The sequence below is a fragment of the Photorhabdus heterorhabditis genome (assembly GCF_001280945.1).
In the GTDB taxonomy this organism is placed as follows: domain Bacteria; phylum Pseudomonadota; class Gammaproteobacteria; order Enterobacterales; family Enterobacteriaceae; genus Photorhabdus; species Photorhabdus heterorhabditis.
Genome location: NZ_LJCS01000010.1, coordinates 1 through 21,420, shown reverse-complemented (window position 1 = coordinate 21,420; position 21,420 = coordinate 1). Strand labels below are relative to the sequence as shown.

Here is a 21,420-nt window from a genome sequence, read left to right as displayed (position 1 = left end):
CAAATTATATAAAGAGAGTAGTCACAGATGGATAAATTTCGTGTGAAAGGACCAACTCGCTTGTCGGGTGAGGTTTCTATTTCCGGGGCAAAAAATGCTGCACTGCCAATCCTGTTCGCCGCGTTGTTGGCTGAAGAGCCTGTTGAATTGCAAAATGTTCCAGAACTGAAAGATATTGACACCACTATTAAATTGTTGAATCGCCTTGGAACCAAAGTTGAACGTAATGGTTCTGTATTTGTGGATGCTCGTAGTGTGAATCAATATTGTGCGCCTTACGATCTGGTGAAAACTATGCGTGCATCTATTTGGGCATTAGGTCCTTTGGTAGCGCGTTTTGGCCAAGGGCAAGTCTCTTTGCCAGGAGGTTGTGCTATTGGCGCACGTCCGGTTGATCTGCATATCAGTGGCCTGGAACAGTTAGGTGCTGAAATCGTTTTGGAAGAGGGTTATGTTAAGGCTTCCGTTAATGGGCGTTTGAAAGGTGCCTGCATTGTGATGGATAAAGTCAGCGTTGGGGCGACAGTGACTATTATGACTGCGGCAACGTTGGCGGAAGGGACAACCGTTATTGAAAATGCAGCACGTGAACCTGAAATTGAGGATACAGCTAATTTTCTCAATACGTTGGGAGCGAAAATCACTGGCGCAGGCACTGACCATATCATCATTGAAGGTGTAGAGCGTCTTGGCGGTGGCGTATATCGTGTATTACCGGACCGTATTGAGACAGGTACATTCCTTATTGCAGCTGCGATATCTGGAGGTAAGGTTGTTTGCCGTCATGCTAAGCCTGATACGTTGGATGCAGTATTGGCAAAATTGCGTGAAGCGGGTGCTGATATTGAGATTGGCAAAGATTGGATAAGTCTTGATATGCACGGTAAACGACCTAAAGCTGTGACATTACGTACTGCACCACATCCCGGTTTTCCGACCGATATGCAGGCACAGTTTAGCTTGCTAAATTTGGTTGCTGAAGGTGCTGGTATGATCACAGAAACTATTTTCGAAAACCGTTTCATGCATATTCCTGAATTAATTCGTATGGGTGCTCATGCTGAAATTGAAAGCAATACGGTGCTTTGTCATGGTGTTAAAAAGCTTTCCGGTGCCCAGGTAATGGCGACTGATTTACGCGCATCGGCAAGCCTGGTTCTGGCGGGTTGTATTGCTGAGGGGGTGACTGTAGTTGACCGTATCTATCATATTGACCGGGGTTATGAACATATCGAAGATAAGCTGCGCGGACTTGGTGCAAACATTGAACGAGTGAAATCAACGGAAAAGTAATTTTGTTTCCTTATATTGGAAACAGGAAGCACTGTAGTCTTAGCAAAATCCGCCGTAAACCCTCGCCTAATGCGAGGGTGTCGCAAAAGATCAATATCTCTTATTACGCGTGCAAATTTTGGCACTAGCCATTTGGATCAATATCATCAAGGAGGTGACTGAATTCACTGAAATCAACGAATGTTTCGGGGGTTGGTCCCAGACGTTTGCCTATATCCAGAGATGTCATAGCGGTTAGATCTTCTTTTTCCAATTTGAAATTGAATATCTCAAAGTTCTCTTTAATTCTTGAGAGCGTGGCTGATTTTGGGATCACAATCATACCGTTATCAATGTGCCAGCGGAGAACGATCTGAGCTGGTGTTTTACCGTACTTTTGTGCCAGATGTTGAACCAGTTGATCATCAAATACGTTTTCACCACCTTGTGCCAAAGGACTCCAGGATTCGGTAACGATATGATGTGTGGCATTCCAGGCATGAAGTTGACGCTGCTGGAGCATCGGATGTAGCTCAATCTGATTAATAACAGGATGAACACCAGTTTCATTGATCAGCCGCTGGATGTGCTCAGGCTGGAAATTAGAAACACCGATACTACGGATAAGCCCCTCTTTTTGTAATTCAATTAATTGCTGCCAGGCACCGACATATTGATCCTGCGGTGGTGCTGGCCAGTGAATGAGATAAAGGTCGACATAATCGAGTTGTAATTTTTCTAAACTTTCTGCTAGCGCAGCCCGGACATCATTATGTCTGTCATTCCACAATTTGGTTGTGACAAAGATATCTTCGCGGGGAATGTCTGTTTCTTGTAGTGCCTTACCTACCCCTTTCTCATTATTGTAAATAGCGGCGGTGTCAATTGCTCGATAACCTACATCTAGGGCGGCGTGAATTGCTGTCACTACTTGCTGGTTATCTGCGGCCCATGAACCCAGTCCCAATTGTGGCATATGGTTTCCGTCAGCAAGTCTAATGATAGGTTGATTATCCATTACTACCTCCTATAAAAAAGATATACCTGTTATCTTTCAAGTTGCCTCTTGGTTGGATGCGTTCACTTACCCCAACTTGCCATCGCGATCCATCTTGAAATCTATTGGGTATAGACAGTTAAAATATCAGCTAAAATGTATCGTTATAAATAATGATGGTTGATATTAAGTTGATATTCAGAATAGTTGAAGAAAGTAATACAAGTGGCGTGATCTAAACCATATATTGATATTGTGGAACATCAACACAGAAACATCATTCGATAACTGAGCTGAAGTCCACATACGATTGGTTCGCAAACTTTCTAACTTGAAGTTAAGGATAAAAACCCTGTTGCGGTTTGTAAACCATGATGACTTTTATTTACGTTTTACCGTAGAGGCCCTGCGGTGGCGCCAATACATCAATAGAGATGCACCTAAGCCACTTAACAACAGCACGATAGGTAAAATCACCAGAATGTTCATGACTAGATCCTGATGGTTTTTAATAAACGGGATCTGATTGAGAAGATAGCCGAAACCAACCACGGTAATGACCCATAATAAACCACTTAGCCAATTAAAAATTTGAAAACGTTTACTGTTGAGGCCAGATATACCTGCAAGTATAGGCAATAGAGTTCGGACAAAAGCTAAAAAACGGCCAAGTAGCAGAGCAGCCAGACCATGCTTGAAAAATAGCATATTAGCCCGTTGGTGGTACTGAATGGGAAGTTGTGCTAACCAACCCTTAACCCGTTTAGTATCACCAAGCCATTGCCCTTGAAGATAACCGAGCCAACAACCGATACTTGCCGCGGCTGTCAATATGAAAACGGTTGGGATAAAACTCATTACCCCTTTGGCAATCAACGCACCGGTTAGGATTAATAATGTATCACCGGGTAGAAAAGCTGCGGGTAATAAGCCATTTTCCAGAACCAGTGTCATGAACAGAATGCCATAGATAATCCAGAGAATATCAGGGTTGGCAAGTTTAGAAAAATCATGCTGCCATAATGCCCGCATAATCTCGTGTAGCACTTCCATTATTTATATTTATCCTGTGACTGTTATACCCTTCATCCTTCAAATTGCTGCTTTGTTGGCTGCTTTCACTTACCAGTCACATCGTTATCTATGCTCCTAGGATGCGTTCACTTGCCGCCGCGCTGCAAATTGAAATCTATTGGGTATAAGTAAATTTATTTCATTTGCATATATAAAGTCAGTTTACCGTAAAATCTTAACCATGGCTTGCTTGATCCTTGATGAATAGTTTTATTGGTTTACCACGACAGCTTTGACAAGAACCCAGAACAACATGAAAATTTATCTGCACATAAATATAAAAATAATTAACTTATCTACATATTGAATTCGTTCTTAAGACCTGCATATTCAGGTTCGTTTTTTAAATCGGCTGGTTCTTTAACTGAAACTTCAAAACCATAACGCTTGCCAATGTAGTGTTCCAAACACGTTTTCATGGCCTGTAATTGATTACAGTTAAAGTTAACACCGCCGGAAAAGTCCAGATCTTCACTAAAACGCGGGGCACCGTGACACAAACGCAGAGATGTGCCGCCTTGGAAAGTCAATTGATCTAACAGTCCATCAGTATCAAGGCCATAGAGAATATCGTAATGCAGTATTCCTTCTCAATAACTGGTCGCATATGGGAGCGTCCAGGTACCTGCATTGCCAGTTCGGTAAGTTGGGTAAAATATCTTCCTGTTGGCGTTTAGTATGGGTGAATTCAATAGTGCCAAGTGGAGTGTAATAAACACCTTTCCTGCCTGTTGTCATCACGGTGAGTCTGTCGATAGGGATCTGTGAAATGATCCCATATTCACTTAATGCGGATTCAAGGCTAACGTAGTTGTACTCACCGCGTCGTAGTGCTTTGGCAATATGTTCAATGGTGTAACTATCGCGGCTGTGCGCAAAGTTAAATAGATAAACTCCGCGTACAGGCCGCGAGAGCACCGATTCTTTAACTAGGCGATTTAAGCCTGCCTGAAGTGTTTTAGTGCCATCTTCAGGAAAGATTTTTCTGAGATCGGCAAGGGTGAAGATATATCGTCCTTTTTTGTCCCAGTCAGTTAATCGATTAAGTGCAGTGGATCTATCCATTAGTAGACAAGTAGCTCTATGTATTCGTGGGTATATACCTGTTATCTTTCAAGTTGCCTCTTGGTTGGCTGCACTCGCTCACCCCGGTCACAGAGTTACCTATGCTCCCGGGGATTCACTCTCTTGCCGTCGCGATCCATCTTGAAATCTATTGGGTATAATGTTTACTTAATTAACGATAGTTTTATTTTAAGTAGACATTAAAACTACATTATTATGGTGTTAATGCCCACTTAATGCGCTTGATCAAAAATAGTGAAGGAGATTCTTATTTCACTAGCGTAGTTAAATTATTCCAATAACTAATTGATATTTAAGCAAGTGTTATAAAGGGGTTTTCTTTGTTAACTAAACTTAAATGCAACGTGAAATCAGTGATATTAATCAGCAAAAATTCGCTTAAACCCCTCGGCTAAATCATCAATCAAATCCTGAACATTCTCCAGCCCGATATGCAGGCGGAATAAGGTGCCTGTTTTTTGTGGGATAGGGTATTGCCGCATCATTTTTATCTCTTCCGGTTGATAACCCAGAATCAGGGATTCAAAACCGCCCCATGAGAATGCCATTTTAAAATGGTGAAAATTATCCAGATAATCGGTGAACTGTTGAGAGGTTAATCTCTCTTTTAACCGGAAGGAAAACAGGCCATTACAACCACTAAAATCGCGGATAAAATTATCGTGACCGGGGCAGGAGGGGAAAGCAGGATGATAGACTTCTGCAACTTCGGTTCTTTGTTGCAACCAGCGTGCTATTTCTATACTGCTTTTTTCATGCTGTTTCAGGCGAATTGCTAAAGTACGTAGACCGCGACTTGCCATATAAACCGTATCGGCATCGGCTATTTGTCCCATCAAATAGGAATTTTCCCGCAGTTGCGCCCAACAGCGTTCGTTAGCTACGGCAATACCTAACATAGCATCTGAATGACCAATAATATATTTGGTGCCGGACTGAATAGAAATATCGATACCAAACTCCAGTGCTTTAAACAGCACACCCGCAGCCCAGGTATTATCTATCATGATGACAATATCTGGATTGACTCGCCGTACAGCGCGGACAATAGCCGGAACATCTTGTACTTCCATGGTGATTGAACCAGGGGATTCAAGAAACACCACTTTGGTATTGGGCTTAATGAGTTTAGCAATCTCCTCACCGATCATAGGATCGAAATAATCGGCAGTAATATTCATTCGTGACAATATTTTGTTACAAAAGGCTTGTGTTGGGTCGTAAGTCGAACCGGTTAACAGAATATGATCACCGGTAGCAGCAAAAGAGAGAATGGCATTACTGATCGCGGCAACACCAGAAGGATAAAGCATACAGCCTGCACCACCTTCCAGTTCAGTCATTGCTTTCTGAAAGGAGAAATGGGTTTGTGTACCACGACGGCCATAAAATAGCTCGCCATTGGCGCAATTCTTTGTCGCCTGCTTTTTGGATTCCACAGAATCGAAAATTACAGATGATGTTCGCTGAATGATTGGGTTTACTGCACCTTGAGTAAATTTATGGATTCTGCCCGCGCTGACTAATGAAGTCTCCAGTTTTTTTTCTGTCATGATACATTGCCACCTTAATTTCGATTTTTGAAAAGGTGTAAAAAATAGTGTTAACACGTTAAAAGATTTAGTTCTTTTTGTACAAAGGGATTAGCGCAACTTGACGAAAATTCATCTGATAACCTGCGAGTGGGGCCTCTTTAACTTTATTTTGTGAAGGGGTAACACTTTTTTATTAAACAATAATGATAATTACTATCAAATCACTTAATGTTTGATATTATCAGCCTGCATTTTTACTCATCTGGTGAAAGATGAGAGGAGACTCAGGGTAAATTAAGGTTAGCGAGATGACGAAAGGCAATTCACAGCTAAATAACAAGGTTTATAAGAAAGGGAGCAAAGGCCAACTGATGCGTAATTTGACTGCTTCAATAATATTGGCGTTCGGACTGACAGGCACAGCACTGGCTGATACAGCACCAGCATCCGTAACAGACAACAATCCTACGGCAAAAACCACACAGGTTGCCGCGCCTGCTCTGACAGCTACCGCCGTAGCTTCAGATACGACTGCATTGCAAGCAAATCAGGCCGCTCCACAAACTGCGCTTGCTACAGAGTCTACCCAAGTGGCTCCGGTTGTCACTGATGCTGGTTTATCTGACGTTCCAGAGGATCAAGCCAACCTCTCTAGTGGCTTTGCAACCGATCTATCTATTTGGGGCATGTATCAGAACGCTGATGTTGTTGTGAAAACCGTTATGATTGGTCTGGTGATTGCTTCTGTTATTACTTGGGCACTGTTCTTCTCAAAAGGTGCTGAATTGCTGGTGGCGGGTCGTCGTTTACGTAAAGAGCAATGGGCGCTGGCGGAAGTCAAGAGTCTTGATCAGGCGGCTGAAATTGCAGAAGGTTTCAGTAAACTTAGTATCAGTCGTTTGCTGTTGAGTGAAGTACAGACAGAACGCCAGTTATCTTCTGAGAGCATTGATTTGAATAGCACTAAAGAACGTGCTTCTTTCCGTCTGGAGCGCTCAGTTGCGGCTATCAGCCGTTATATGGGGCGTGGTAATGGTTATCTGGCGACTATTGGTGCGATTTCTCCTTTCGTTGGTCTGTTTGGGACGGTGTGGGGCATCATGAACAGCTTTATCGGTATTGCTCACTCACAGACAACTAACCTTGCAGTTGTTGCTCCGGGTATCGCAGAAGCTCTGTTAGCGACTGCTCTCGGTTTAGTGGCGGCAATTCCAGCTGTTGTGATCTATAACATTTTCGCTCGTATGATAGCTTCTTACCGTGGTCAGGTTGGTGATATGGCGGCCCAGTCATTATTACTACTTGGCCGTGATCTGGATTTGGCAAATAGCAAGACAAGGTGATTTATGGCAATGCGTCTTAATGAAGATTTGGACGATAGTGGCGAATTGCACGAAATCAACGTCACACCGTTTATTGACGTGATGTTGGTGCTGTTAATTATCTTCATGGTAGCAGCACCACTGGCAACCGTTGATATTAAAGTGGATTTACCTGCTTCGTCGGCAAAACCGCAACCACGTCCTGAAAAACCGGTATTCCTGACGGTTAAGGCTGATCGTCAGCTTTATGTCGGTGATCAGCCGGTAGATCATGATACTTTAGCGGCGGTATTGGATCAGACAACCCAATCTAATAAAGAGACAACCATCTTCTTTCAGGCTGATAAAACCGTGGATTATGAAACACTGATGAGTGTAATGGATTCTCTGCGTAAATCGGGTTATTTGAAAGTGGGATTGGTAGGGATGGAAGCGGTTCCATCGGGTTAATTTCCCACTAAGTAACCGCGCTGAGAAGCGCGGTTCAGATAAAACGAATAGGTAGCTGGTGTAGTAAATTACCTGACAGAGTGAAGCGCTGATGTATGATCTAGCAGCCGTTCCAGTGGATATACAGCTCGAATCACAACCTCATCATGCATTTGTGCGCTGTGATCTAATAGCTGTTTCGCGTGTTGCCGTTGCTGTATCGTTAAATATCGCGTCAGGCATTTCATCACTGGTGATTTCAATTTTCAGCGTGTTATCAATATCCAGACGTCCTTTTTGCACCGAAATATTTTGTGACCACGGCATAAGAGGAAGGCTATCTAAAGAAATAGCGATTGACGGAAAGCTACAGCTTAAAGCAGTGGCTAATAAGAAACAGCGAAAAGGAAATTTCATCAGTTTCCTCCGTGTAGTATTAGGTGGAATGCTAGATGGTGTTTGTTAATTAACCTGAATTCTGGTTAAGCCGTTACTTCCCGTCGTGAGTATCGTTAAGATTTGAGACTCAAGCCAAGATGCTGCTTGCTGGATGTAAAAATCTTTCTGGTACATAAAGATCATAATTATTAAAGCGACAGTATTCTTCCAATTGCTGAGCAGACTTAACATCAACCTTTCTGTATATTTGTGCCGTATATATCCGTCATCTTTCAAGTTGCTTCTTTGTTGGCTGCACTCACTCACCCCGGTCACATAGTTATCTATGCTCCCGGGGATTCGCTCCCTTGCCGCCGCGATGCATCTTGAAATCTATTGGGTATAGTGTTCAACGGTACGGTAAGAAATGTTTAATATTCTGCCAATTTGTTTACTGGTATATTTATGTAAAGAGAGAAAAATGACATCCCATTCCCGTTGGGTAAATAAATTAGTCGGTGGTTGAAACATAATAGAAGCGGGGAGTTTTCCATAAAATAGACGGGTTAATGAGAAATCCTGAGCTTCCCATCCGTGGAAAATGACTCCGACACATTCGTTTTCATCATTATATAGTGGGTATTTTTCACAAAAATGAGATGATAAGAATTTATTGTTCCCGTACATATGTGTTTCAAGCGAACATACTGTTGTTTCACTCTTCATTACACTTTGATCATGAAGAACGAATTCTTTTGCAAACTCAGCTCCATCCCAAGGAAGCTCATAATCATATCGTCCTTCATAATTAAATGAATCTGGGAGATTTTCAAGATGTTTAAGTGCTTTATTGCCATAAATAAAGCATGAGTTTTTATCTTTTATTCCCCAAGGGTCGTTACTGGCTTCCAATGTATTAATTATTTGAGGTGAAATGATTACTTTATTATTCATATCATCGTTCCTTATCATGTTTTAATGACATTAATCAGCTTAGTTCTCTACTCCCAATAGTGATAAATCTTTCAGGGATATAGAGATCAAGTTTATGTTCTTTACAGAAATCCTTTAATTCTGCATGTAATGGCAAATTGAATTTTTGGTAAATAGATTGAATATGATTAACCACATCTTCGGGACTTATCATTAACTCTTCACTGATTTTCTCATCATCCCATGAACGCAGAGTTAGAAAGAGAACTTCCCATTCAAGTTGCGTCAGTGTGTCATTAGGAGGGATGAATTCCAGCGTTGCTGGAGAGCTTTTTTCATAGTAGTAAGCAGTAGAAAAGTTTTGCGTTTTGTGCATATGAAAGGTGATCCCAATACAATTGCCATCTTCATCACAAAGTGGATATTTATCACAGAGATAAACTTGTTTAATTTTACGTTCTCCAAATGAGTGAGTTTCCATTGAAGTGACTCGTTGCATAGTCTGAATAACTTTTTGATCCTGACGGCAAGATTCCTCTTCATATTCTGCAATAGGTGAGGGTAATTCACCTGTAGTAAGCCCTGCAACGTCGAAATTTTCAGGTAAGTCAAGCAGTTGGTAAAAAGCAGGATTGGCATAGATAAATCTTGATTGAAGATCTTTTACCCCCCAAGGGTCAATACTTTTTTCCCACATGTAAATTAATTGTGGAGTGATATTACTCGGTTTATTCTTCATATTTGACATAGTAACTCCTTAATTATGATTAAATCATTATCTGAATGAATTGTTTTCTGATTATATAAAAGAACTCAAGAATATAGTATAACAATTATCCAGCCAAAGACTGCATGTTGATTAATTTTATAATGTTATTATAAATAGCAAATAATATAATCAAAGATATCGTTTTTATTGAAATTTATTTAAGTGGTTTATTTTGTCAGTTAAAAATTTCACGGACATAACATCGTAATTTGTTAAGATGGATGGTCTTATAAAGATATGAGATATTATTACGACAGGCAGCCTATCTCCACTTTTAAGCCATGTAACATTGACATTGAGACATTCACTGATTGTGTCTATGTACTTTTGTCGATTTGCCCTGAAAGAAGTTTCGGAATATAACCACCTTCACCTTGCACACCGATTCGATGAACTAACTGAGTGGGTGTCATTCCTCGCAACTGAAGAGTTTCTTTAAGACATTCATTAAAGTATTTCATACCCTTCCATCATTCTCAAAAATAACTAAAATCTTTGAACATTCTGGTATTCTAAAAAGAACATTTAAAGTTCAAATTTGAATAATTAGCGTTAATTTGTAACCTTTTTGTCGTTAGACATAACATTTTCCTATTCGGAGAATATTTGGCTGTACTTGGCGGGGTTTAATATCTTAGTACAGCTATTTTTTAGCATTCCGCGCCAGTGCGGACTCAGGGAAAAAGCTGTAGAAATAAATATATACCCAATGGATTTCAAGATGGATCGCGACGGCAAGGGAGTGCAGCCAACAAAGAGGCAACTTGAAAGATAACGGGTATAAAAATATCAATTTGAAGAGAGTGTGAATATAGCACCTTGAATAATAAAACTGAGGAGAAAGGAATGATTGTAAAAAACGACTGGCACCCAGCGGATATTATTGCGGGACTTAAAAAACGGGGAACGTCGTTATCTGCTGTTTCAAGAGAAGCGGGGCTTGCATCATCCACGTTAAGTAATGCACTGCATCGACCATGGCCTAAAGGTGAACAGCTCATTGCTACCGCTTTGAATTGTGAGCCTTGCGAAATATGGCCAAGCAGATATTTTAAATGAATTGCTATTTTTAAAATTAACATGAAATTCTCATATAAAAATTAATGAGAGGAAACTCATTACCTGATTACCTGATTACCTGATTACCTGATTACCTGATTACCTGATTACCTGAAAATTTTCTTGTGGAAAGCTTCAGGTATGATAATAGAATTAAAACAGGGCTATTAACGCCCTGCTTTGTTATTATGCTCTGATTAAAATTTTTTATTTTATAGCGTCAATTGAACTAAACCGTCGATTGCCTTTTCAAGATAGGCACGAGGACAACCTAAGTTTATTCTGATAAACCCTTTTCCCTTATCGCCAAAACTTAATCCCATTGAAACGGCTATTTTGGCTTTTTGTAATAAATCCCGTTGCAAAATATCATCATCTAAGCCTAAATCGCGACAATCCAGCCAGGCCAAATATGTACCTTCCGCTTTGGTCATTCGGCACCAGGGAACGGCAGACGTTAAAGCCTGCTCGAACCAGCAACGGTTTTCCGCTAGGTAATGTTGCCATACATCCCCATGTTGATATGCTGCTGTAGCCGCAGCCATAGATAGCGCGTTGAATACGTCTAGCCCATGAGCATTCAATCGATCGATAAAAGCACGTCGAAGTTTAGGATTTGGAATGAGAAAATTTGATATACGGAGTGATGAAAGTCCAAATGCCTTACTTGTTGAGGTGGCGGCAATGACATTATCATGCCATTCACTCCCCAGATGCAGGATCGATGTGAATGTTTCTCCAGGTAAAACTAAATCAGCCCAAATTTCGTCGGAAATAACTGTTGTCCCGTGCTGTTTGCAGAGTATTAATAGCCGAGTCAGCTCGTTACGATCCCAGCATCTGCCAGTAGGATTATGTGGATTACATAACAATAGCAAAGGTGGCCTGTGTTGCTCTAACACTTGCTCTAAATGAGCATAGTCAATTTTATAACCTGCCGGGCTTTCAAGTAGAGGATTTTCAACAACTATCCTGTCGTTCATGGTGATAATTTTGGCGAACGAACTATAATAAGGCCCCTGCACAACGACGCCTTGCCCCGGTTTACTCAGCATTTGTATCAGTAAAGCCATATAGGTATGGTTCCGCTGAACATCCAGGTTCCAATTAACCCACCTACGCAAATCAGTATCATCATTACCGGCATAGCTTTGGCTAGCTTTGCGATAATCGCATCAATGATGTCATTCCAACGATAACCTTGCCAATATGCCAAGGCTGCTGTTATTCCTGCTGATATGAGCAATAAAGATTCAATGCGTAAATTCAGTTGACCATATCCAATAACTAATAGTAAGAGCATTGCTGCGATTGGCAGTATAGCGAGTCCCAGATTAAGCTTTTTCTTATCATCCATATAAAAACTCCAGTTTCAGATAGGTTGTTGAAATAGAATAATGAATTTATTTCGAATGAGATGTGACAGAGATTACTTGTTCATGTAATTGGTTTCATGAGATGTGAAAATGTGATTTATATATCAACTTTTGATCTTGCTTATAATTGAGTAGCTGTAATAACCACTGGCTTTGTGTTGGTATATTTCAATGGATATTCTTAATATCACATTTGGCTCAAATATCCCGTAAGAGTCTATATATTTCCATTTCAAACTGGAAAAAATGGGCCTCCAAATAGTGAATTAAAGAGTGTAGGGTAATCTCATTGAAAAAAGATGAATAACCAATATGAATTGGGCTATTTAGCTGTGCATATTGGGGTAGGGCTTGAACGAAATTACAACACGGGTTATACCCGATATCCTCAGGTTCTGATTGTGACGGATGCGGGTAATTCAACAATTCGTATGATTGAATCGAATATTATTCGTGAATTTCATCAACTTAAATTGCGGAACATTATTGCATTATGTGAGTATCAACAACTGGAATCCGTTGATGAAAATTTTATTATTACCACAGTTAGGTTGACAGAAAAAAATAAACCCATTGTTAAAATTGCACCATTCCCAACACCTTACCAATTAGAACAAATCGGGTGGTTAGCCATGATCGACCGGACTAAACCCTATATTCTTGAACGTTTCTTTGACGAAAAATACTTTATGATCCTCAAAAGAAAAATAACGCAGAAAGCCTTATTTAAATATGTTTGTAAAAAATTGGAAACAGACGGTTATGTGACTAAAAACTTTTATTCTTCACTGATTGAACGAGAGGCTATTGTATCAACTCTATTGGGAGAGGGAATTGCATTACTACATGCATTGGGATTAGTAGCGCATAAGACTGTGGTAGTAACAATATTGTCCCCGGACGGCATTGAGTGGGACAAAGAGAAAAAAGAGATGGCGAACGTTATTTTTCTGCTGGCGATCAGTAAAGCGGAATATGAAGAAGCAATGATAATTTATGATCTATTTGTGACTTTCTTACGCGAAAAAGCAACGAAAAGATTATTGAATAGCCAAAGCTTTTATGATTTTCAGGTTATCGCCAAAGATAGTTTGGGGTGTAGTGTGTAAGATCATATTTTCTTGCTGTTATTTGAGCTAAACAGAACCTTCAGAGCGGCTAATAATGCGCATCCACCACCGCTGAAAGCAACACCATACCAAGAAAAATGCCAGGCTGCGACAGCACCCAAAGAGGAACCTATTGCGCCACCGGCGAAATAACAGATCATAAATACGGTATTTAGCCGGTTGCGAGCATCAGGTAATAATGTATACAACCGTGTTTGATTTGCCACTAAACCCGCTCTGCTGCCAAGATCTAACAGAATAATACCCGCGAATAAAAATAGAATACTGTGGCTCGTGCCGCTAATTAGACATAAGGCCAATGTCACTAATAAAGCGCCTGTGGCAACAATGGCTTTTCCACCGAAGCGATCTGTCAATGAACCTATTATTGGTGAGGCGAGCATTCCTACAATGCCCGTCAAACCAAAAAGACCTGCGATATCACTTCCCCATCCGTAAGGTGGTTGGGAAAGTAATAAGGCCAACGATCCCCACAGCGTATTAAAAGCGGCGAACAGTAAAAAACCGGATAATGCGGCTTCACGCAAAAGGGATTGTTGCTTTACTAATTTACCGAGTGAAATAAGAAGTTGGCCGTAAGTCATCGTGTGTGGTGGTTCTATTTCTGGCAACACAAACCAGATCAGAAAAAATAGGCATATATCGATTAAAGCAGCCAATATAAACATTTCACGCCAGCCGAAATGTTCTCCGATTGCACCACTTAATGTTCTGGCAAGCAGTGCTCCCGCGAAAAGGCCACTCATCAGATTTCCTACAGCTCGTCCCCGTTTTTCTGGTATTACCCAACCAGATACGGCGGGAATGATGATTTGTGCTGAAATAGAAGTTAGTCCCACAATCAGACTACTTGCCAGAAGACACGTAAAATTTGGTGCAGTGGCACATAGGATAAGGCTGATTATATTGCCGATTAACAGGCAGAAAATCAGTTTGCGACGGCTTAACGTATCTCCAAGCGGTCCAAAAAAGAGAAGTCCCGCCGCATAACCGATCTGCGTTAGTGTCGCGATCCAGCCGGATATTGAACCATTAGCGTTAAAACTTGTCCCAATTATTGGCAATAATGATTGGTTATAATAAATATTCGCTACAGCAAAACCACAAGCAATAGATAACAAGATGAGAGAGATAGAAGAAATAGGATTTGGTTTGGTTGCTGTATTTGACATGGGAACTCTCAGCATTTGGTCGGAATTATGATGAAATGATTCTGGCACTATCTTGAGATCGTGGGAATAAAAAGAGCGAGCGAAATTGTTTTGCATAGAATGCAAAAATGATAGCGCTAATAGGCGTTATTTATTATTTGTAATATATGAAGTGTTTGAATATTTATAGGTAAAAATTGCGATGAAAGATTTATTACGTACCGATATGCTAACAACATTCATTCATGTTGCCCGCTCACAGAGTTTTTCTGCCGTTGCGCGTTTACAAGGTATGGCTGCATCTTCTATCACTCGTCAAATAGACAACCTTGAACAGACGCTAGAGACAAAACTATTCTTTCGCTCTACCCGTGGTTTATCACTGACTGATGCAGGGGAGATTTTGTTTTCAAGGGCGCAAGATATTGTAAATAACCTTGTCGATGTTCAGGCTGAGTTAGCGGCGTTGAATGGCGAGCCGCAAGGGACATTACGCATAGCTTGCCTGCCAACGTTTGGGCGTCAGCATATTATTCCGATGCTGGCAGAACTATTTACGCGATATCCTAAAATTCAGGTTGAACTTGATCAAACAGAACGTATGACTGATCCTGTTAGGGATCGTCTCGACGCCGTTATTCGTGTTGGAGAATTAAAAGACAGCACGCTTTATTCAAAACGCATTTCTATACAAACTTGGATTATTTGTGCTAGCCCAAGTTATATTCAAAGGCATGGAATGCCGACAACACTTACTGAACTGGGTGAACATTATTTACTTGATAAACATCATGACCCTGCTGGTATTTGCTGGTCACGCTATCGCAGTGCTATTAATTTCAGCGATAATAATAGGATCTTTCGTAGTGATGACTTTGAAACATTGAGAATAGCCGCTGTTAATGGATTTGGGATAGGGCTTTTGCCTAATTGGGTGGTATCGACAGATATTCATTCTGAAAAACTTATCCCTCTATTTGATGATCCCGATGGACGTAAAGAAGATATTTATTTACTGCGGGCACTTGCTCACCCGCCAGCAAAATTAACCGTATTTATATCGTTATTGCAGGAGTGGCTTACCAGGATTGTTTAGTTATGATGGATAGATTTATATTACTACTATAATTTTTACTTATGTGTTAGGTTACATACTTAACTGACTTAGAATTTATTAGGTTAAATTATAAAAAATTAGGATGGTAATTTTATGTCATACATGATTTATTTGTCTTTGAATGGTAAAAAACAAGGGCTGATCTCTGCTGGGTGTTCAACCCTAGACTCAATAGGAAACAGATATCAAAATGGTCACGAAAACCAAATACAAGTACTGAGTTTAAACCACACAATAACGCGCCAGCAGAATGTCAGCCATCAACCAATACAATTCATTAAACCCATAGATAAATCATCACCATTATTAGCTATGGCAATAGATTCAAACGAATCTCTAAATGGTACTTTTGTTTTTTACAGAACAGGTCAAGCAGGACAATTGGAATTATTCTATGAAGTAAAAATCACTGAAGCCACTATCACGGATGTTTCTTGTATATACCCGCATTCTATAAATGATTTTGAAGCCATGCCATATGAAAGAGTTACACTCAACTATAAATCTATCTCATGGAATCATATAACAGCCGGCACATCTGCTTATAGCATATGGGAAGATAGAAATTATTAATAAACATAAAACCCTAGTTGTGTCGAGTCGGCTACTCGACACAATTAAGCATAAAGAGCATATGCTTAGTAACAAAGTGAAATATCCTTAACATACTTATTTGGAGCCATCCATGATGATTTACTACAGATTAAATATCCTTCAGATTTTAATTCATCATCAACATATAAAGACATAAATAGAGTAAGGATAAAACCGGCTATTGACATATATGAAATATAATCGCCTATTTTGCTATTAAGACGTTTGACATTACCCAAGGAGATTCTATATAAAATATAGGCAATATAAATCAATACAGGAGTAAACCAAATAGCTCCAGCGCTTTTCCATGAGAATGTAATAACACCATCACGCTTAAAAAAACCAACATAATCATTCAATGAAAAAAATATAGATAACCCTGCCATAAAAAGAAGCAATAAAATTCCTAAGTATAATTTAGTTTTATTTTCATTTGTATTATCCACGACTTAATCTACCCCACATATTAAAAAGTTGATCCGGATGGTATGGTGTCGGATTTACCTTTCTATTCTTTATGTTTTTAATTATAGTTTCACTGATTTTAAAGTGATCATCTAACCAATATAAAGCAAGAGAAGTTAAAAACCCAATAGTAAAAACGCCAAGAGCTACAAGCATAAGACTTCCTCCTACAGCTAAGACTGGAGAAACCAGTAGAGTATTAGCAGCCGTAGCAATACCTACTGAGATAGCTAATTTTGCACCATCGATTGTTAAGTTAACAAACAAATCAACCAATCCATATTGATCTTTAAATATTAACTCAATTAGTCTATACCCTTCATCTTTCAAGCTGCTGCTTTGTTGGCTGCGTTCACTTACCCCAGTCACATCGTTATCTATGCTCCTGGGGATGCGTTCTCTTGCCGCCGCACTGCAACTTGAAATCTATTGGGTATATATGCAGCTGAGAATACTATACCGAATCTAGCACCTTGGGCAATTCCAGCTTCAATACCTAGTGTACCTACCCCAAAAGACACGATACGGGGATTATTAGCAAGATATCTTGTGGCGTTTAAATAGTTCCTTACACCCGGGTAACCTGACAACTTTATATATTTTCTTCCATCAATCCATCTCATGGAATTATATAACAGCCGGCACATCTGCTTACAGCACATGGGAAGATAGAAATTATTAATAAACATAAAACCCTAGTTGTGTCGAGTTGCCTGCTGGCGACTCGACACAACTAAGCATAAAGAGCATATGCTTAGTAACAAAGTGAAATGTCCTTAACATACTTATTTGGAGCCATCCATGATGATTTACTACAGATTAAATATTCCTCAGCTCTTAATTCATCATCAACATATAAAGACACAAATAGAGTAAGGATAAAACCGGCTATTGATACATATGAAATATAATCGCCTATTTTGCCATTAAGATTCTTTGTCCTATTTAACGCGATCATTAATAATGCATAAGCAAGATTAATAAGCAAAGGACTAAACCAAATAAAACCCGCACTCTTCCATGAGAATGTAATGACGCTATCACGTCTAAAGAAACCTATATAATCACTCAATGAGAAAAATATAAATAACAAGGCCATAAAAATAAGCAACGACATGCCTAAATATAGTTTTGTTTTGCTTGTATTATCCACGACTAAATCTACCCCACATATTAAAAAGTTGATCCGGATGGTATGGTGTCGGATTTACCTTTCTATTACTATTCTTTAGACTTTTAATTATAGTTTCACTAACTTTAAAGTGATCATCTAACCAATACAAAGCAAAAGAAACTCCAACCCCAAGAAGAAAAACTCCAAGGGTTACAGCCATAAGACTCCACCCTACAGCTAAGAGTGGGGCAACTATGAGCGTATTAGCCGTCGAAGCAACACCTATTGAGATAGCTAATTTTGCACCATCGATTGTTAAGTTAACAAACAAATCAACCAATCCATATTTATCTTTAAATATTAATTCAATTAGCCTATATGCAGCTGAGAATACTATACCGAATCTAGCACCTTGGGCAATTCCAGCTTCAATACCTAGTGTACCTACCCCAAAAGACACTATCTGGGGATTATTAGCAAGATATCTTGTGGCGTTTAAATAATTTCTTACACCCGGGTAACCTGACAACTTTATATATCTTTTTCCATCCTTACCAAAATACTCTGTTGCTTCCACATTGAAGCTTCTTAAATCATTTACTATTCTTGCCACTCCAAAGGAATCGTAGATATTACCAGCAAAAGATGAAACTGGATCAGTATATGAATAGATAGTTTTGATATTATTCTTCCATGAGTTATAGAAATTATGATCTAGTGTTTTCATATAATCTATAGCTTCATCCTCTGTCAATAAAGCGATAACTTCTTGGTTTAGTTTAAATTGATTTTCCAATTCCAATAGCATGCGGTTATGTTTTTGATCTTCTATTTGTTTCTTAAAGTTAAGATGGTCTTCATATCTATAATCATCTTCAACAAATGTTTTTAACCGTGGATCATATTTCATCTTGTAACTCCACATATATTTATAGTTAATTGATATTGCATATCTTATCGGACTTGACTATTTTTTCTTTAGTTTTTCTGAACTTTTGTGAACTGGCTCAAGTTTCCCTATTGAGGCTGGCAGAACTATTTACGCGATATCCTAAAATTCAAGTTGAACTTGATCAAGCAGAACGTTTGACTGATCCCGCTAGGGATCGTTTAACTTCAATAATGATAACAGGATCTTTCGTAGTGATGACTTTGAAACATTGAGAATGGCCGCAGTCAGTGGATTTGGGGTAGGGCTTTTGCCTAATTGGGTGGTATCGACGGATATTCATTCTGGAAAACTTATGCCTTTATTCAATGATCCCGATGGACGTAAAGAAGATATTTATTGTGAGTACTTGCTCACCCGCCAGAAAAATTAATAGCATTTATGTCGTTATTGCAGGAATGTTTTACTAAGGTTGTTTAGTTGTTATTTATACACTTGCGATCTTTTAATGTTTATTTTTAAATAAATTATAGTGTCGATTTTATTTGTTGAAATAATCATATCCATGTAATTTTTGGGTTAATACAATAAATTCAAAGTAATAATTTAGAGTTATAAGATGTAGTTAAAATTGATATTTAACTATTCTCTATGTATTCGATTCATTTATTGTTGTTGAGCTTTCAGAGAAATATATTTATTCTTCTATATTGTTTTTTATTTATAGCAATATCATTATTAATGAATATAGAGGTTTATTATGACTAAAGTTTTTTCATTTAATAAAAATCACCGAGATTTATTAGCAGGGCATCAATCATTGCTTAAAGAGGTTAATGGTTTGAATGGTGTTCCTAAATCTTTGATGCCGGGTTTCCCTGATTTAGATGATCAATTTAATCAGATGGGCATTACACATATCCGGCTTCATGATGGTTTTGGCATTGGCGATATGGATAATTATGTCCATGCGGATCGAGTCAATGATAACAATCAAATTATTGTTAATGTTCCAGAAGAAAATAAACCTGAGGCTAAAAAACTGTTCGCTGATATTTCAAATATCAGAACTATCTTTCCCTATGCTGCTGTCGGTATGAGAAATAATGATATTAGTCTTGCATTAAAAGAGGCTAATTATAAAATGACGGATGCTTATCTGCGTGACATTATGAATAATAACGCTGAACTGAACCCAGATAATATTCAGCGACAGATAATGTTTCGTATTGGGCGTTCCGTTGATGGTGGATATGAAATACCAGAGGATTTTGATATTTATGCAATATTAGTCAGCACGTTGGTGAATCGCTATGCTTTAAACTATGCCAGGATCGGTTTACCAAGAAAAATAACCTATTGGCAGGTTTGGAATGAACCTGATTTATATTTTTTCTGGAATAATGATGATCCTAAAAAGTATTATGAGTTATATGCAAAAATAGCAAGAATAATTAAAGCTGTTGATCCTTTGGTTAAAGTAGGTGGTGCTGGTATTGCGTTTGTTGATAGATCAAAAGTAGATTATTTTGAAGGGTTTTTACGATATTGTAGAGATAATCATGTACCGTTAGATTTCTTTTCCTGGCATGGATATGTTGAAACTGGAGACCCGCAAAACATTATTGATGTGGGGAATACAGTTCAAGAGGGGTTGAATACTTATGGTTTTACCGATGCCGAGAGTTTTTGTACTGAATGGAATTCCTGCCCTATTGCGACAAAAAATACATATACAAAGATACAGAGCATTAAAAATGCGGCATATATTGCTTCCACCTTTATTTATATGCAGTATATAAAAGCCGACAGAGCTTATTATTATCGGGGAGATGGCTCATCTTTTGGTTTGTTTAATAATCAGCCTAATCCTAAAAAACCAAATATTAAAAATTTTTGTACCTATTCGGCTCAATCTTTTTACTTGTTTGCCAGAATGTTCGAAACACCTTATATCTTAAGTAGTAATAGGGATTTCTCAACAGGGTTAACGGTTTTAGCAACTGAGAATACGGAAGGTAATAAGATTAATATCCTGGCTGCAAATTATAAAGTTGATAAGGATTTTGCTGATGGTAATGTAGCTCCTGATTATTTATATCAACAATACTATCTGGATACTGGGCGATTACTGGATCAATTAACGGATAATTGGAGTAAGGATAAATGGTTTGGTGGAGTTGATCCGACAACCATCCGTGTTGATAATGCGGTAGTGCAACATGATCCTGTTAAGCCATTTCCGAGTAATCTGTTGAAAGCTAAAAGTCGTGATTATACTGATAGCGACCATGGCGTTACCGTAGTCATTAACCATATCAATTATAAAAAATTTAACGTTAAAGCCTATCGTATTCAAGAAGGTGGATCGTTGGAACAAATGACACCACCAGAAGTCACTAACCAAATTAAGGTGTCTATTGCTGATAATAAATTAACATTGGTAGATAGAGGTGCCAAACCTTCAACGGTAACATTATATTCATTAGAGCTAGAGAATAATTAATTTTATATTCAATGGAAATGTTATAGTAAATTTTTCATCTGGATTAATTAATTGGAAATAAAATCATTTTAATTAAACAGGCTCTTAAGAGAGTTTGTTTGATAATGATAATTCATTTGATAAGATATACCCGTTATCTTTCAAGTTGCCTCTTTGTTGGCTGCACTCACTCACCCCGGTCACATAGTTATCTATGCTCCCGGGGATTCGCTCCCTTGCCG

General features: G+C 38.9%; 21 protein-coding genes and 4 pseudogenes. 9 read left to right on the top strand and 16 right to left on the bottom strand.

The genetic code is table 11. From position 1 onward, the window contains the following. The first annotated feature begins 27 nt into the window (after positions 1–27). Positions 28–1,293, top strand: coding sequence for a UDP-N-acetylglucosamine 1-carboxyvinyltransferase (gene murA, locus AM629_RS05820; RefSeq protein WP_054477007.1), 1,266 nt, complete (start codon positions 28–30; stop codon positions 1,291–1,293). A gap of 124 nt (positions 1,294–1,417) precedes the next feature. Here murA and dkgA read toward each other — a convergent pair whose 3' ends face one another. From dkgA to metC, 5 genes are all read right to left on the bottom strand, one after another. Further along, complete coding sequence (gene dkgA, locus AM629_RS05815; protein WP_054477005.1) at positions 1,418–2,290, bottom strand: 2,5-didehydrogluconate reductase DkgA; 873 nt, start codon at positions 2,288–2,290, stop codon at positions 1,418–1,420. A gap of 360 nt (positions 2,291–2,650) precedes the next feature. Beyond that, positions 2,651–3,322, bottom strand: a complete 672-nt coding sequence (locus tag AM629_RS05810) for a DedA family protein (protein WP_054477002.1) — start codon at positions 3,320–3,322, stop codon at positions 2,651–2,653. Positions 3,323–3,639: 317 nt separating this feature from the next. Beyond that, positions 3,640–3,873, bottom strand: a complete 234-nt coding sequence (locus tag AM629_RS05805; protein ID WP_054477001.1) for a nucleotidyl transferase AbiEii/AbiGii toxin family protein — start codon at positions 3,871–3,873, stop codon at positions 3,640–3,642. 22 nt (positions 3,874–3,895) lie between these two features. Next, complete coding sequence (gene abiEi, locus AM629_RS25110) at positions 3,896–4,408, bottom strand: type IV toxin-antitoxin system AbiEi family antitoxin (protein WP_054476999.1); 513 nt, start codon at positions 4,406–4,408, stop codon at positions 3,896–3,898. Positions 4,409–4,788: 380 nt separating this feature from the next. Then, on the bottom strand, positions 4,789–5,982 hold the full coding sequence (gene metC, locus AM629_RS05795) for a cystathionine beta-lyase (RefSeq protein WP_054476997.1): 1,194 nt from the start codon (positions 5,980–5,982) through the stop codon (positions 4,789–4,791). A gap of 353 nt (positions 5,983–6,335) precedes the next feature. On the opposite strand from metC, the gene exbB reads away from it, so the two are divergent. Together exbB and exbD are read left to right on the top strand one after the other, a co-directional pair. Continuing rightward, positions 6,336–7,307 carry a tonB-system energizer ExbB gene (gene exbB, locus AM629_RS05790; protein ID WP_054477157.1) on the top strand — a complete coding sequence of 324 codons (972 nt, stop codon included), beginning with the start codon at positions 6,336–6,338 and terminating at the stop codon, positions 7,305–7,307. Between the two features lie 3 nt (positions 7,308–7,310). Beyond that, a complete protein-coding gene (gene exbD, locus AM629_RS05785) occupies positions 7,311–7,736 on the top strand; it encodes a TonB system transport protein ExbD (protein WP_054476995.1) in 426 nt (141 codons plus the stop codon). A 144-nt stretch (positions 7,737–7,880) separates the two neighbouring features. On the opposite strand, the gene AM629_RS05780 is transcribed toward exbD, so the two are convergent. The 4 genes and pseudogenes from AM629_RS05780 to AM629_RS05770 all read right to left on the bottom strand — a co-directional run bounded on the left by AM629_RS05780 (position 7,881) and on the right by AM629_RS05770 (position 9,774). Next, positions 7,881–8,132: a hypothetical protein gene (locus AM629_RS05780; protein WP_054476992.1), complete on the bottom strand. Its 252-nt coding sequence runs from the start codon at positions 8,130–8,132 to the stop codon at positions 7,881–7,883. A gap of 109 nt (positions 8,133–8,241) precedes the next feature. Continuing rightward, a pseudogene (locus tag AM629_RS25195) lies at positions 8,242–8,337 on the bottom strand (helix-turn-helix transcriptional regulator); the annotation flags it as partial. Positions 8,338–8,498: 161 nt separating this feature from the next. Further along, a pseudogene (locus AM629_RS05775) lies at positions 8,499–9,047 on the bottom strand (helix-turn-helix transcriptional regulator); the annotation flags it as partial. Between the two features lie 34 nt (positions 9,048–9,081). Next, positions 9,082–9,774: a PAS domain-containing protein gene (locus AM629_RS05770; protein WP_054476988.1), complete on the bottom strand. Its 693-nt coding sequence runs from the start codon at positions 9,772–9,774 to the stop codon at positions 9,082–9,084. Positions 9,775–10,641: 867 nt separating this feature from the next. Here AM629_RS05770 and AM629_RS05765 point away from each other — a divergent pair. After that, the gene (locus AM629_RS05765; RefSeq protein ID WP_054476987.1) at positions 10,642–10,854 is read left to right on the top strand and encodes a helix-turn-helix domain-containing protein; all 213 of its coding nucleotides are present in this window, start codon (positions 10,642–10,644) and stop codon (positions 10,852–10,854) included. A gap of 212 nt (positions 10,855–11,066) precedes the next feature. Here the strand turns inward: AM629_RS05765 and AM629_RS05760 are convergent. Both AM629_RS05760 and AM629_RS23280 read right to left on the bottom strand, forming a co-directional pair. Then, positions 11,067–11,927, bottom strand: a pseudogene (locus tag AM629_RS05760) (MalY/PatB family protein); the annotation flags it as partial. Beyond that, positions 11,918–12,211, bottom strand: a pseudogene (locus AM629_RS23280) (Na+/H+ antiporter NhaC); the annotation flags it as partial. The pseudogenes AM629_RS05760 and AM629_RS23280, both read right to left, overlap by 10 nt. A 318-nt stretch (positions 12,212–12,529) precedes the next feature. Between AM629_RS23280 and AM629_RS05750 the strand changes: the two are divergent. After that, positions 12,530–13,339: a PTS sugar transporter subunit IIA gene (locus AM629_RS05750; protein WP_054476984.1), complete on the top strand. Its 810-nt coding sequence runs from the start codon at positions 12,530–12,532 to the stop codon at positions 13,337–13,339. Positions 13,340–13,341: 2 nt separating this feature from the next. On the opposite strand, the gene AM629_RS05745 is transcribed toward AM629_RS05750, so the two are convergent. Beyond that, positions 13,342–14,532, bottom strand: coding sequence for an MFS transporter (locus tag AM629_RS05745; RefSeq protein ID WP_072161821.1), 1,191 nt, complete (start codon positions 14,530–14,532; stop codon positions 13,342–13,344). Between the two features lie 181 nt (positions 14,533–14,713). On the opposite strand from AM629_RS05745, the gene AM629_RS05740 reads away from it, so the two are divergent. After that, positions 14,714–15,607: a LysR family transcriptional regulator gene (locus AM629_RS05740; protein WP_054476982.1), complete on the top strand. Its 894-nt coding sequence runs from the start codon at positions 14,714–14,716 to the stop codon at positions 15,605–15,607. 114 nt (positions 15,608–15,721) lie between these two features. Then, positions 15,722–16,201: an Hcp family type VI secretion system effector gene (locus AM629_RS05735; protein ID WP_054476980.1), complete on the top strand. Its 480-nt coding sequence runs from the start codon at positions 15,722–15,724 to the stop codon at positions 16,199–16,201. A gap of 65 nt (positions 16,202–16,266) precedes the next feature. On the opposite strand, the gene AM629_RS05730 is transcribed toward AM629_RS05735, so the two are convergent. The 4 genes from AM629_RS05730 to AM629_RS05710 form a co-directional block, all read right to left on the bottom strand. Next, the gene (locus AM629_RS05730) at positions 16,267–16,671 is read right to left on the bottom strand and encodes a DUF1240 domain-containing protein (protein WP_054476978.1); all 405 of its coding nucleotides are present in this window, start codon (positions 16,669–16,671) and stop codon (positions 16,267–16,269) included. Continuing rightward, the gene (locus AM629_RS21935; RefSeq protein WP_200905753.1) at positions 16,664–17,059 is read right to left on the bottom strand and encodes a hypothetical protein; all 396 of its coding nucleotides are present in this window, start codon (positions 17,057–17,059) and stop codon (positions 16,664–16,666) included. Before AM629_RS21935 ends, AM629_RS05730 begins: the two co-directional genes overlap by 8 nt. A 385-nt stretch (positions 17,060–17,444) precedes the next feature. Further along, a complete protein-coding gene (locus AM629_RS05715) occupies positions 17,445–17,843 on the bottom strand; it encodes a DUF1240 domain-containing protein (protein WP_235525406.1) in 399 nt (132 codons plus the stop codon). After that, positions 17,836–18,714: a hypothetical protein gene (locus AM629_RS05710; protein WP_072161820.1), complete on the bottom strand. Its 879-nt coding sequence runs from the start codon at positions 18,712–18,714 to the stop codon at positions 17,836–17,838. Before AM629_RS05710 ends, AM629_RS05715 begins: the two co-directional genes overlap by 8 nt. Positions 18,715–18,970: 256 nt before the next feature. On the opposite strand from AM629_RS05710, the gene AM629_RS21930 reads away from it, so the two are divergent. Together AM629_RS21930 and AM629_RS05705 are read left to right on the top strand one after the other, a co-directional pair. Continuing rightward, positions 18,971–19,126, top strand: a complete 156-nt coding sequence (locus tag AM629_RS21930; RefSeq protein WP_083451880.1) for a type 2 periplasmic-binding domain-containing protein — start codon at positions 18,971–18,973, stop codon at positions 19,124–19,126. Positions 19,127–19,453: 327 nt separating this feature from the next. Further along, positions 19,454–21,199: a GH39 family glycosyl hydrolase gene (locus tag AM629_RS05705; RefSeq protein ID WP_054476975.1), complete on the top strand. Its 1,746-nt coding sequence runs from the start codon at positions 19,454–19,456 to the stop codon at positions 21,197–21,199. Positions 21,200–21,420 lie beyond the last annotated feature (221 nt).